This window comes from Flavobacterium soli DSM 19725, from assembly GCF_000422705.1.
GTDB lineage: Bacteria > Bacteroidota > Bacteroidia > Flavobacteriales > Flavobacteriaceae > Flavobacterium > Flavobacterium soli.
Genome location: NZ_AUGO01000014.1, coordinates 101,419 through 115,336 on the forward strand (window position 1 = coordinate 101,419; position 13,918 = coordinate 115,336).

Genomic DNA, 13,918 nt, shown 5'->3' on the forward strand with positions numbered 1-13,918 from the left:
GTTTAAGATAAATTTTATTATTTTTAAAAACAATTTAAACATTACAAGCCATGCTAGTTAAAATTTTTGGAAGTGCGGTATTCGGGGTGGAAGCGACCACCATTACAGTTGAAGTAAATATGGACAAGGGAATCGGTTACCACCTCGTTGGATTGCCCGATAACGCCATAAAAGAAAGCAGTTTCAGGATTGCTGCTGCACTCAAAAACAACGGTTTTGCCATGCCCGGCAAAAAAATCATCATCAACATGGCTCCAGCCGATTTAAGAAAAGAAGGATCAGCTTATGATTTGACTTTGGCGATTGGAATTCTCGTTGGTTCTGCTCAAATAAAGGCCGATGAAGTCGATAAATATGTCATCATGGGCGAACTTTCGCTTGACGGTGGATTGCAACCCATAAAAGGAGCTTTGCCAATTGCCATAAAAGCAAAAGAAGAAGGTTTTAAAGGATTTTTTCTGCCAAAGCAAAATGCCAAAGAAGCTGCAATTGTTTCGGGTTTGGATGTATATGGCGTTGAAAACCTGAAAGAAGTGGTTGACTTTTTTGAAGGAACGGGAACACTCGAACCTACTATTTTCGATACAAGAGCCGAATTTTATAAGACATTAGATTTTCCCGAATTCGATTTCAGCGATGTGAAAGGGCAGGAGTCCATTAAAAGGTGTATGGAAATCGCAGCCGCTGGTGGTCACAATATCATCTTGATTGGACCTCCAGGAGCTGGAAAGACAATGTTGGCCAAAAGATTGCCTAGTATTTTACCGCCTATGACGTTGCGAGAAGCATTGGAAACCACAAAAATTCATAGTGTTGCTGGAAAATTAAAGGAAGTTGGGTTGATGAATCAACGGCCTTTCCGTAGTCCGCATCACACGATTTCTAATGTAGCACTTGTTGGCGGTGGAAGCTATCCTCAACCGGGAGAAATTTCGATGGCTCACAATGGCGTTTTATTTTTGGATGAATTGCCAGAGTTCAAGCGTGATGTTTTGGAAGTAATGCGACAGCCCCTTGAAGATCGTGAAGTGACGATTTCTAGGGCGAAATTTACAGTAACTTATCCTTCATCGTTTATGTTGGTGGCGAGTATGAATCCAAGTCCGAGTGGTTTTTTCAATGATCCTGATATGCCTTCAAAATCTTCGCCTCATGAAATGAACCGTTATATGAGTAAGATTTCTGGGCCTTTGTTGGACCGAATTGACATTCATATCGAAGTGACTCCGGTTCCTTTTGATAAATTATCCGAAGAACGAAAAGCCGAAAGCAGTGTGGATATCCGAAAACGGGTGACAAATGCACGAGAACTTCAATCCAAGCGATTTGAGGAAATGGACAAAGTGAACTACAATGCCCAAATGAATACCAAGCAAATTAGGGAATTTTGTGCCTTGGATGAAGGTTCAAAGCAACTGCTCAAAACCGCAATGGAACGCCTAAACCTTTCTGCAAGAGCTTATGACCGTATCCTAAAAGTTTCCAGAACCATAGCCGATTTGGAAGCTTCGGAAAATGTGGAAGCTTCTCATATTGCAGAGGCTATTCAATATAGAAGTTTGGATCGTGAGGGGTGGTTGGGGTAAGGATATTATTGTTATGCGTTCTTTTTTATTCTTTTTTAAACATATTTCCATAATGTTCAACGTGATGAGGAAATTCCTCTTCGTAAAATGGGTAACTAATTCCCAAAATTGAAATTTCGTATCCCTTATCTTTCATACCCATAATTGCATTTCCAGCAACTCCTTTTATTTCAAGTCCATCCTGTCTGAATACTTTTAATTCTAATATCACTTGAGTATCAATAAATTCAAGTTTTCGGTCGTCATTATTTAATACAATATTATTTTTCAAGCAGTATTCTTTGAAGAATTCGTATGGCGTTTCAATTCCATTGAATTCAATTAGTCCAAATGCAACTCCCATTGGTGCATCTGCTTTTTCGAGTTTTGAAGTTCCAATTTCTTTGTCCCCTAAAACTACTTTATAGGTTTTACAGTTCTTTAGTACCTTTTCGTTGTAAAAATCTAAATAATAGTCAGAAGCAAGGCATTCGAATGTCTTATCTTTAAAAAAGAATATGAAATGTTTTCTATCCGAATTATCATTTTGAATTATCTTAATTGGGTTCGGTAATTTTCTATCTAATCCACTTTTAATTTCATAGAATTCACCCCATTCTAATTTTGATGGTTTAATTCTATACTGACCATGGTAAAAGCCTTCGTCATTACAAGTGTTCAGAGAATATTCCGCACAGTTTTTAAATCGGATTTTAACTTTGTCACCTTCTTGATATTTGTCGAATTGAAAATGATTGAGGTAAATATCCATTATTAAGTCAATTTCGTCCACTTTTAATTCAATTTCAGGTGAAACTGGGTCAGCGTTCCAATCTTTCGTTATTTGGATATAGTCAATTTTTCGAGTTGGAATTTCCTCTACCTTATTTGTTCCAAATATTTTATTTATCCAACTCAATTTCTTTTGTTTTAGTTTTTTTTAAATAACGGACAGCTCAGTTTTTTTTCTGTAACTCTTAAAAGTTGTTTCTATTATTTCTCAGCTTTTTTAGTCCTTATTATATGTATGATTATTTCATTCTACCAATTTAAGACCAAGGGTAAATAAATCGTTCTTAATATTTAATCTTTTTAATTTATAAATTATTGTTTATTATACAAATACATTTTAATGATAAGCTTTATTGATTAAGCTTTTTTTCTCTTATCAATTCCCAAAAACCATATAATATAATCCAAAAAGGTAAAATTAAGAAGCTTAAATTTGTAAAACCATAGTTGTTTTCTCCGAAAAACAAAACCATATATGTCAATAGACATCCAAAGAATATTGATATAATTCCTGCAAATCTTTTTAAGAAAAGTAGAGGTTCTCTTTTTAAAATTTCAAAAACTAATAAATAAACCATACTCAAGATATAAAACCCTAAGAATATACTAACAAGCATTTTACTTTTTGAGAGCAAATCAAATTGATTTATTGCTGAAAATAAAAAAGCAATAATTAAAAATATTCTTGAAATAAACCAAAAGTAATATGTTTTTGAATAAAATTTTTTTAAAAAAACCATTAGATTACATTTTAATTGATTGAAGATTTTTAATCAAATCCCAATCATATAAGTCCTCCTTCTCCTAAAAATCACAGGATCAAAATGTTTCCACAAATTCTGGATCGCCAAATTATCCTCTAATTCTGGTGTTCGGATGCAGTTGGTGATGCCTTTTTGCTTGAAGGTCTCATAATATTCATTAAAAATCAGAGCCGTGACACCTTTGCTTTGGTAAAAAGGATCAACGCCAATCAGGTAAAATAAAACTTCCTTGCTGTTTTTTCGGGCATTCAATAAATGGAATAATCCAAACGGAAAAAGCTTTCCGTTCGCTTTTTGCAAAGCTTTGGAGAAACTTGGCATCACGATACTAAAAGCGACCAAATTTTCATTTTTATCCACCACAAACTTGATGTATTCCGGATTGATAAAACTGATGTATTTTTTCTTGAAATATTCTTTCTGCACTTCGGTAATGGCAACGAAAGAGGACAATTCTGCATACGAAGCATTGAACAAGTCGAACATCTTATCGACATACGGCATGATTTCTTTTGTTTTGGTAAAATTCAATGAGGTGAGTTCATATCTTTTGGCAATCAAGTCTTTCACTTTTACAAAAAACTCAGGCTTTACATTCGAAAATGGAAATTTACTTTCGATGTATTCTTTTTCTTTTACATAGCCTAATTGCTCCAAATGTTTGGCATAATAGGGGAAATTATACCAGGTTATCATCGAGCCCATTTCGTCAAAACCTTCGGTCATGACACCCACTTTATCCAGGTTTGAAAATCCCATCGGACCTTCAACATGGTCCAGCTGGTTTTCTTTTCCGTAAGCAATCACTTTTTCCAGAAGCGCTTTTGTAACCTCGATATCGTCAATCACATCCCACCATCCAAAACGTACTTTTCGTTTGCCTTGATCGTTGACCTCATTCCAATTGATGATAGCGGTAATTCTTCCAGCAATTTTTCCGTCCTTGTAGGCAATATAAAACTTTGCATCGGCACTTTGAAAAGCTGGATTCTTTGTCTTATCAAAGGATTCCAATTCGTCATCAATCAATGGCGGAACCCAATACGGATGATTTTTATATAAGGAAAATGGAAACTTTATATATTCTAAAAGTTCTTTTTTAGTAACGGCTTCTTTAATGGTAATCATTAGGGTTGTACAGGTTCTAGTTCAACTTCGTCTTTGCGTTTTTTCTTTTCTTCTTTTGCTTTTTTCTTGTCTTCCTTGCTTTCTTTTCCGCTTTTGATCAGGACAGGTTTGTAGTTCTTGTCAAAACGCCATGAAAGCCCGATACCACCATAAAAAATAGAAGGCGTATCTTTGAAATTCCCACCAATGGAAGCATCAATTTGAATATTTTCTTTGATCAAATAGGCAGCACCACCTCTCAGGATAGAATCGGCATAATAGTCACTTTTAAAACCTTGATTTTCAATAAATCCCGACCATTGTTCATTAAATCCTTTAGTTAAAGTGACCACATATCCATAACTGGAAAAATCAGTACCAATCTTATCAGCAATGATATTGGTTACTAAAACGAAACCGCCACTAAATTGATTTTGTGTGATAAGCATCGCTTTTGGAGAGAAATTTGGCTCTTCAGGATATGAAAACGGACTGTCAAAATTCAAATTTGCTCCAGCAAAAACTCCGACGGCAGGAATAAATTGTCTCCATTTAAAACGGTGATTGGCTTTCCAGCTGTGTATATTTATTTTCTCTTCATAATTTTTGTGGGGATCATAAATCAGGTATTTTGCCCCGATAATGGTTTGCTTCAAAGCGCTTCTGGTTTCCCTGCTAAAATCGGTTTCAAAGGAATCATTTTGATATTGCAATTCAACATTGAACTCCAATTGTTCTAAAAAAGCACCATATCGAAGGGTTAAATCCATTCCGAAACCATTGGTTTTTGTTCTTAGGAGTGAATGCTCTTCGGTAATTCCATAGATTCCAGTTTCGGCTTGAAATACTGTTTTTCCGACAGAAAAAGCTGCTTGTGATTCACCCGGTCGATTGGAATTGATCACATCTGTATGTTGAGCATAGGCTGTAGCAAACGAAAAAAAAGTAATCGCTAAAGCTGATAGTCTGATTTTGAGCATAATTAATTATTTAGAAATGATAGACATCATATAAACCCAAATGTACTATAATTTATTATTTATTTAAGACTGATAATTTATTTTTAAAGTTATGATTTGTTAAATTTGACAAATTTTATTTTACAAATGGAGACAGCTTCTTTTAACGGTTTTATAAAAACAATCCTGTACATTGTTCTGTTTTACTATGCCTTTAAATTTTTGGCAAGACTATTTTTGCCTATGTTGGTTAAAAAAGTAGTACAAAAAGCAGGGCAAAATTTTCAGCAACAATACACCTATCAAAATCAACAGCAAAACCAGTATCAAAACACTACAAAAGATGAAATTATCATCGATACTGCAAAATCTACAAAACCTCGCGAAACCAAAAAGGTAGGTGAGTATGTGGATTATGAAGAAATTGAGTAAGTTTGCATGGTTCAGTTTATAGTTTACGGTTTTAATCATACACTGAACTTTAAACCTTTAAACTTTAAACCAGATCAATGAAATTCCTGAACAAGTTCTATCCACATCTATTGGCCATTCTTGGCTTTGTTGTCATTTCCCTCATTTATTTTTATCCAGTCCTGCAAGGAAAACAGTTGTATCAGTCTGATATTGCTCAGTTTACAGGTATGGCAAAAGAGCAAAATGATTTTCGTGCAGAAGAAAATGCCGAACCATATTGGACCGATGCTGCTTTTGGTGGAATGCCAACCTATCAAATGGGGGCGAATTATCCGAATGATTGGATTGGAGCTTTGGATGATGCTCTACGTTTTTTACCTCGACCTTCCGATTACTTGTTTTTATATTTTCTAGGTTTTTATGGTTTGTTATTGGTTTTAAAAACCGATCCATTGAAGGCGTTTTTCGGAGCCTTGGCGTTTGGTTTTTCTACCTATATGATTATTATTTTAGGAGTTGGTCATAATGCAAAAGCCCATGCAATTGCCTATATGCCAATGGTTATTGCAGGTTTTATTTTGGTTTTTAGACAAAAATATATTGTTGGAGGTTTGATTATGATGATTGCTACAGCATTAGAAATCAATGCGAATCACTTTCAAATGACCTATTATCTTTTGTTTTTACTTTTGATAATTGGAGGATATTTTATTTACCAATATATAAAAGCGAAAGAGTTCAAACCGCTTTTGTATGCTTTTGGAACGTTTGCCGTTGCCGGAATTTTCGCGCTTGGAGCCAATGCAACTAGTTTGATGGCTACTTCCGAATATGCCGATTTTAGTATGAGAGGCAAAAGCGAACTTACTTTTAATCCTGATGGGACTAAAAATGAGACCACAACATCAATGGATTATGACTATATCACGGAATACAGTTATGGTGTTTCCGAAAGTTTAAACCTTGTTGCTCCTCGACTTTTTGGTGGTTCAAATTCAGAAAAATTGGGTAACCAATCACACATCTATGAGTTTATTTCTCAAAAAGGTGCATCACCAGAAGAAGCTATCGATTTCACCGAAAATTATGGCGTAACCTATTGGGGTGATCAGCCAATTGTTGCCGCACCAGCCTATATTGGAGCTATCGTTTTCTTCTTGGCCATTCTAGCTCTATTCAATGATAAACGAAAAATAAAATACGCCTTTCTTGCCGGAGCCATCTTCACTTTGATGCTTTCGTGGGGAAAAAACTTCCCGATACTGACGAATTTCTTCATTGAAAATATTCCGATGTATGATAAATTCCGTGCAGTTTCTTCTATTCAAGTTATCTTGGAATTGTGTTTTCCAGTCTTGGCGATTATGGGATTGCAAAGCTTTTTTAAATCGGATAAAGATGAACAATGGAAATCATTAAAGCTGACAGGAGCTGTGAGTTTGGGCTTGATTGTTCTTTTATTTCTAGCAAAAGGATTATTCGATTTTTCAGGACCAATTGATGCTAGATTGTTCGAGATGTTCAGTCAAATGGGCGATCCAACATTTGCCGATGAATTTATGGATGCCTTGAAAGCCGATAGAAAAGACCTGTATTCTGCTGATTTGCTTCGTTCTGGATTCTTGATTGTTGTGGCTTTCGGACTTTTATGGTTGTATACAAAAGAAAAGTTATCGCAAACATTTGCAGTAGTTTTAGTAGGCGTTTTTATGGTTGGCGATTTAGTTTTAGTTGATAAAAAATATGTGGATACCAGCGGATTTGTAAGTGCGAGAGAAGTGAAGGAACCTTTCCAAGCAACACCTTCGGATCAACATATTCTTCAAGATACTTCTCATTATAGAGTCTATGAAATCAATGGAAGATTGCAAGCCAGAACGTCCTATTTTCATAAATCGTTGTCAGGTTACAGTGCGGTAAGACCAAGAAGGATGGACCAATTATTTGCTTATCAAATTGATAAGAATAACTTGGAAGTCTTGAACATGCTCAATACAAAATATGTGATCCAAGTCGATGAAAAAGGGCAGGAGTTTCCAGCTGTAAACCCAGATGCAAACGGAAATGCTTGGTTTGTAAAGGAAGTTAAGTTTGTAAACTCTCCAGACCAGGAAATGAAAGCTTTGGATAACATTGACAGCAAAAACCAAGCGGTAATCAATACTAAAGAATTCAAAGTAAGCAATGTTGCATCCTATCAAAAAGACAGCACAGCAACAATTGTTTTAAACAAATACAAACCGAATTATTTGAAATATACTTCGAATAACGCCAACAAAGGTTTGGCTGTTTTCTCTGAAATCTATTATCCAAAAGGTTGGAATGTGACCATTGACGGACAAAAAACCGATCATTTCAGAGTGAACTATACCTTGAGAGGAATGGAAGTTCCAGCCGGAAAACATACCATTGAATTCAAATTTGAGCCAGAAGTGGTGAAAACGGGAAGTACAATTGCTTTGTTCAGTTCTATTGGAATAGTTTTGTTTTTGTTGGGAGGAATTTATTTTGAAAGCAAAAAGAAGAAGGAATAAATTAAGGTTATTATGAAGCCTAAATCTCAATCATTTATTCAAAATAATAAAATTGATAAAGAGTTATGCCATATATATATATCGAACGTTTAGAACGACTTATGACATTGATAGAGCTTTCATATACCTTGAAAAATACTACCAAAATTATAAAGGGAAAATGACATTCAATGATTCATAAATTTTCAGGACAAAACGAAAGATGAATGATTTAAAACTCATAGCCTACAACATATAACTTATAACGTCTCTTGAAAAAAGTCCTCATCATAGCATATTATTGGCCACCAGCCGGAGGTCCAGGAGTTCAGCGATGGTTGAAGTTTGTGAAATATCTGCCTGATTTTGGCATCCAGCCTGTTGTATATGTTCCCGAAAATCCAACTTATCCAATCATTGATGAAGGCTTGATGGATGAAGTTTCAGACAAGGCCATTATCATCAAGAAAAAGATTGTAGAGCCTTATGGTTTTGCTTCTGTTTTTTCAAAAAAAAATACAAAAAAAATAAGTTCTGGGATTATTCCGAATCAGAAAAAGCAATCCTTTATTCAGAAAGTACTTCTTTGGGTTAGAGGAAATCTGTTTATTCCCGATGCACGCGTTTTGTGGGTAAAACCTTCGGTACAATTTTTAGAAAAATATATTACTGAAAATAATATTGAAACCATTATCACAACGGGACCGCCTCATAGCTTGCATCTTATAGGTTTAGAACTAAAGCAAAAATTAAATGTAAATTGGATTACAGATTTTCGGGATCCGTGGACAACCATCGGTTATCATAAGGCCTTGAAACTATCCGATTCGGCTTCAAAAAAGCATAAGGATTTGGAGTCTCAGGTTTTAAATTCTGCAGATGTTGTCTTAGTAACAAGCGAAACTACAAAAACTGAATTCCAAGCCTTGACTACAAAACCCATCGAAGTCATCACCAACGGATTTGATGTCGAAAAAGTAGAAAAGCAATTGTTAGATGAAAAGTTCACAATCGCCCACATTGGTTCTTTTTTATCCGAACGGAATCCGAGGATTTTATGGAAATGTTTGAAGGAACTCATCAAAGAGAATCCTTCGTTTAAGGCTGATTTTCAATTGAAATTAATTGGAGCCGTAAGCCAGGAAGTTTTAGATACAATTTCTGAATTCAGGTTGAATGATTACGTAAACAATCTAGGCTATGTTTCGCACAAGGAAGCGGTTGCCCATCAACGGAAATCACAGGTTTTATTGTTGATTGAAATCGATTCTGAAGATACAAAAAGCATTATTCCGGGTAAATTGTTCGAATATATGGTTTCTGAAAGACCTATACTTGCAATTGGCCCCGAAGGTTCGGATTTTGCAAAAATCATCAAAGAAACCAACACTGGAATCTTTCATCAATACGACGAAATCGAAAAACTAAAGGCTACTATTTTAGCTTATTATTCAGAATTTAAAGAAGGAAAATTAAAGGCAAACGCCATCGGTTTGCAACAATACAGCAGAAAAAAATTAACCGAGAAGTTAGCCACAATCCTAAATAGTAATTGATTTTAGATTGAAGATTAACGATTTTTGATTTCAGATTTTAGCACTCATAACTCATAATTCATAACTCAAAAAATGGGCATCGTCATTAAGCAATCCATCCGAAACACGATCATCACCTTCTTAGGTTTTGGAATTGGTGCGATCAATACGTTGTATATGTACGCCAATTTTTTAGGAGATGATTTCTATGGTTTGACTTCGTTCCTATTGGCCACAGCCAATATCATGATGCCGTTGATGGCTTTTGGCATACAGAATACCTTGGTGAAATTTTATGCCGAACACAAATCAGAAGAGGAAAAATCACGTTTTTTGAATTTAGTTTTGGCTTTGCCGATGCTGATAATCATTCCAGTCTGTATTATTTGTTATAGTTTTTATGCTGAATTAGCATCACTTATTTCGAAAGAAAACCCCATCATTTATCACTATGCCTGGATGATTCCGCTGATTGCTTTGTTCATGGCCTATTTCGAGATTTTTTATGCTTGGGTAAAAGTCCACATGCAATCGGTCTACGGAAATTTCATCAAGGAAGTCTTACTTAGAATATTGATTTCCATCTTCCTTTTTGCCGTCTATTTTAAGTGGATCACCCCAATAGAATTTATTTACAGTCTCGGATTAATTTATTTTACTTCAATGCTTTTGATGATGCTTTCGGCTTTTAAAATCAGAAAACCAGCCTTTCATTTAAAGTTTCCAAAAGACAAAAAAGAGGTATTGATTTATTCCTGCTTTATCATTTTCTCTGCCGGAATTGCAGTCATGCTACTCGAAATCGACAAGTTTATGATTGGTCAATATGTAGACATCAAGGAAAATGCCTATTATTCGGTGGCGATCTATATAGCCTTGACCGTTTCGGTACCCATGAGGGCGATGCATCAAATCGTTCATCCCATAACAACCGATTTGATGGCGAGAAACAAACACAAAGAATTAAATGATTTGTATAAAAAAACATCCATAACACTGCAAGTTATTGGAGGTTGGATCATGTTGGGCATTTTTGTAAATGTCAATCAATTGTATCTTTTATTGCCCGAAAAATACAGTGGCGGAATCGTGGTGGTGTTTATTATTTCGCTATCTAAATTCTTCGATTTGATGCTTGGAAATAATAATTCTATCATTTTTAATTCTAAATATTACCGAACGGTTTTGCTTCTAGGTTTAATTTTGATCGCAATGGTAGTGGGTTTGAATATGTATTTCATACCCAATTTTGGTATCGAAGGTGCAGCGATTGCCACCTTAATTTCTATTGCCTTTTATAGCCTTTCAAAATTGATGTTTGTAGTGTTTAAAATGAATTTGTTTCCGTTTACCAAAAAAACAATCACTTCCTTATTGATCATTTCAGGTTGTTTCGTGACCTTCTATTTCTGGGAATTTCCGTTTCATCCTGTAGTGAATATTATGCTGAAATCGGGATTAGTAACGGTTTTATATCTGTTTTTGAATTATGTTTTTAAGATTTCATCGGACATCAATTATGTTTTGAATTTGGTATTGTCGAAGCTCCGATTAACAAAATAACATCTTCCTCACTCGATAAGTTTTCAACACGAATTGCACGAATTTCCACGAATTAATTTGTGGAAATTCGTGCAATTCGTGTCTAAAAAGAATGCCCTGACGATGAGTCAAGGCATTAAATATATTTTGATCACAGGTATCCATCCGTGGCGGATAGTTACACAGACCAATTCTTATTTTAAATCTGTTTCGTTCAGATTCCAAATCGTTTTTAATTGTTCTCAAACGGTGCTATTGAGAATAATTATACTGTTTAGGACTCAATCAAACACTTTGTGTGCTCAAACAGACTAAATATGTGCTGAAACCTACAGAAAGTGTGCTAAATCAGACATAAACTGTGCTAAAATAGACAAAAAGTGTGCTAAATAAGACTAAATATGTGCTGAAATAGACATGAAGTGTGCTAAAATGGACAATTTGTGTTCCAAAACAGACAAATTCTTCCAAAAGCCTATTTTTTAGCTTATAGAATTTTGTATTTTAGTGCCCTATTTTAAATATTATTTTATCTGTGTTAGAAATTTTTAAGCAAAACCAAAATTTTAAAAACGTATCATTATGATGAAGTTTACCGTTAGAGAATTGATGATTCAGAAAGGACTTAAACCTTCAGCCAGACGACTGACAAGGGCTGGTATTGGCTATGAAACTGCAAGAAAACTGATTGATAATCGTGCAAAATCCATTAAGCTGGAGGACATGACCAAGCTTTGTTTCTATCTCAAGTGTACGCCACGAGAGCTTTTTGGGATTGATGCTTCGAATCTTGAAATCCAAGAGGGTCATCCGCTGGAAGAGTGGATTATAAAGGACATTGCCTATCCGGTTCAGGAGCTCATGACCATGACACCCATGGAACTCAAACTCACACAGGAATATATCAGGAAAATTAGGAATAAGGAAGAACTACAGGGAGAGGAATAAAAAAACTGCAAGGATTTTGGCTTGCAGTTTTTTTGTTTGTGGGCACGGCTTAAAACCGCCTTTACTTTGCCTTTTATCTGTTCAATTTATAAATTCCTTTAATTGTAAATATAACCATTAACAAATATGCAATTATTGGCAAAAAATATTTTTTTACTGTTTCTTTTATTTCATCCCAATCAATTGGTTCATGCTCATTTGAATATAGTGGTGTATAACCACAATCAAAAAATTCAAGAGGTTTAAGGTCTTTATTCTTTTTTGCTGGTTTTGGATTCGTAAACCAAATATCGTTTTTATATGGAACATAAAATTTTGCTTTTTCTATTGTCAATATATCTAAAACTCTTATAAATGTCCAATATTCTGATTTGGTTTCAAAATGAAATTTAATTCCATTGATTGTATCGTTAGATAAGATCAATTTTCTAACATTCTTTTTTGCTATATCTAGTTTTATTTTATCAGAGCTATTATCTCCAGTTAGATTTACAACAGTATATTTTTTTGAATTTAGAAATTTTGTAATTCCTTTAGTGCCAATATCTTCTTCTTTGCCATCCCAAATGTATATATCCATTGAACTGTATTCAGTAAATGCGTTTATACTTTTTAAATGCAAAACACATAAAATAGGCAACAATATGATGCTAATTAATCCTGCCGAATAGTAGATTTTTCTGTTATGTCTTCGCATTTTTTTTGAAGATTTTCGCTAACAACAAACCATCTTATATCACCCCAAAACAGTTTGATAGACAAAAGTTTATTTCTTTTATTTTTCAAATATATAATAAAACCTATAACTTCTACTATAAATACTTCCTAGTAATCGATACCTTGTTTAATCACTTGCTCAAGTAATTATTCATAAATGTTTTTCTTGTATCTTAACCAAACAGTAAATAGTGCAATACTTATTGAGCTTGTTGAAAAATAAAATAAAATATTTTTTAATAGCATTGGTGCATTTAATTCTCCGTGGAAATCATCATAGCCATAAAAGAATCCTAAAATAGTATCAATTAAGTAAGTTCCTAAAATCAATCCAATAATAGAACTTACCATACTATAAAAAATCTTTTCTGACACAATCAGCTTTTTAGTTGACGTCAAAAAAATAAGAGTATTGATAAATATGATTAAAAGATAACTCAAAAATGGAGGATTCTCATAATGCAAAAAACTATAAGGTGAAGGAATAAAAAATAGGGCAACTAAAAGAACCAGAAAAATAAAATAGTATCTGTATTTTTTTAGTCTATAAACCATAATTTGATTTTGTTGCTAGTGGTTTTCTTATTTAATTCAGTATAAAGATGTAAGCTTTTTTAGGACGAGACAAACTCAAACTTATAATTTTTTGTAACGCTACCGCGAGCTTCTAGTTCGTGGCAACTTCTAATTTTTCTTGTGTTCACGAGCTAGAAGCTCGCCTTTACTTTGTATAAGATAAAAAACATTAAATTTATTCAAAGGAAAACAGAGGTGAACTTTGACGCTCGCCAAGCTTACGACTTATCTAGCGCATTAGTCCTCTGCTTTCTCCTTGAATCCTGTTGAATTACTTCAAATAGAATGATAGACATTATGGTCTAATAAAGGCTCTAAAGAAGTTCAACATCTTTTGTTTCACCTAATCTCAAAGTTATGAAAAATTATTCTCATTATGTTGGAATTGACATTTCTAAAAATACTCTTGATGTTGTATTATTAAACCCGGATGAAAAAATAGTTCAGAAGCATTTTAAGATTGAAAATTCTAAAGAAGCTATTTCT

At 34.2% G+C, this 13,918-nt stretch carries 12 protein-coding genes; 6 read left to right on the plus strand and 6 right to left on the minus strand.

Features of this window, described 5'->3' with window-relative positions:
* Positions 1-50: 50 nt before the first annotated feature.
* Positions 51-1,586 carry a YifB family Mg chelatase-like AAA ATPase gene (locus tag G508_RS0114475; protein ID WP_026705996.1) on the plus strand — a complete coding sequence of 512 codons (1,536 nt, stop codon included), beginning with the start codon at positions 51-53 and terminating at the stop codon, positions 1,584-1,586.
* 25 nt (positions 1,587-1,611) lie between these two features.
* On the opposite strand, the gene G508_RS0114480 is transcribed toward G508_RS0114475, so the two are convergent.
* From G508_RS0114480 to G508_RS0114495, 4 genes are all read right to left on the minus strand, one after another.
* Positions 1,612-2,484, minus strand: coding sequence for a hypothetical protein (locus G508_RS0114480; RefSeq protein WP_026705997.1), 873 nt, complete (start codon positions 2,482-2,484; stop codon positions 1,612-1,614).
* 223 nt (positions 2,485-2,707) lie between these two features.
* Positions 2,708-3,097, minus strand: a complete 390-nt coding sequence (locus G508_RS0114485; protein WP_026705998.1) for a hypothetical protein — start codon at positions 3,095-3,097, stop codon at positions 2,708-2,710.
* A gap of 33 nt (positions 3,098-3,130) precedes the next feature.
* Positions 3,131-4,249, minus strand: a complete 1,119-nt coding sequence (locus G508_RS0114490; RefSeq protein ID WP_026705999.1) for a hypothetical protein — start codon at positions 4,247-4,249, stop codon at positions 3,131-3,133.
* Complete coding sequence (locus G508_RS0114495; protein WP_026706000.1) at positions 4,249-5,208, minus strand: transporter; 960 nt, start codon at positions 5,206-5,208, stop codon at positions 4,249-4,251. Before G508_RS0114495 ends, G508_RS0114490 begins: the two co-directional genes overlap by 1 nt.
* 201 nt (positions 5,209-5,409) lie before the next feature.
* Here G508_RS0114495 and G508_RS0114500 point away from each other — a divergent pair, with 201 nt between their 5' ends.
* From G508_RS0114500 to G508_RS0114520, 5 genes are all read left to right on the plus strand, one after another.
* Positions 5,410-5,619, plus strand: a complete 210-nt coding sequence (locus tag G508_RS0114500; RefSeq protein WP_407918635.1) for a DUF4834 family protein — start codon at positions 5,410-5,412, stop codon at positions 5,617-5,619.
* Positions 5,620-5,696: 77 nt separating this feature from the next.
* Positions 5,697-8,135 (plus strand): YfhO family protein, encoded by a 2,439-nt coding sequence (locus tag G508_RS0114505; RefSeq protein WP_026706002.1) that lies wholly within the window; start codon positions 5,697-5,699, stop codon positions 8,133-8,135.
* Positions 8,136-8,386: 251 nt separating this feature from the next.
* Positions 8,387-9,670 (plus strand): glycosyltransferase family 4 protein, encoded by a 1,284-nt coding sequence (locus G508_RS0114510; RefSeq protein WP_026706003.1) that lies wholly within the window; start codon positions 8,387-8,389, stop codon positions 9,668-9,670.
* A gap of 72 nt (positions 9,671-9,742) precedes the next feature.
* Entirely contained in the window at positions 9,743-11,212 is a 1,470-nt protein-coding gene (locus G508_RS0114515; protein ID WP_026706004.1) for a lipopolysaccharide biosynthesis protein, read from the plus strand.
* Between the two features lie 561 nt (positions 11,213-11,773).
* Positions 11,774-12,139 carry a helix-turn-helix domain-containing protein gene (locus G508_RS0114520; RefSeq protein WP_026706005.1) on the plus strand — a complete coding sequence of 122 codons (366 nt, stop codon included), beginning with the start codon at positions 11,774-11,776 and terminating at the stop codon, positions 12,137-12,139.
* Positions 12,140-12,212: 73 nt separating this feature from the next.
* Here the strand turns inward: G508_RS0114520 and G508_RS0114525 are convergent, their stop codons facing one another.
* Together G508_RS0114525 and G508_RS20145 are read right to left on the minus strand one after the other, a co-directional pair.
* A complete protein-coding gene (locus G508_RS0114525) occupies positions 12,213-12,719 on the minus strand; it encodes a hypothetical protein (RefSeq protein ID WP_157486040.1) in 507 nt (168 codons plus the stop codon).
* Between the two features lie 284 nt (positions 12,720-13,003).
* Complete coding sequence (locus tag G508_RS20145) at positions 13,004-13,231, minus strand: hypothetical protein (RefSeq protein ID WP_157486042.1); 228 nt, start codon at positions 13,229-13,231, stop codon at positions 13,004-13,006.
* Between the last annotated feature and the right edge of the window lie 687 nt (positions 13,232-13,918).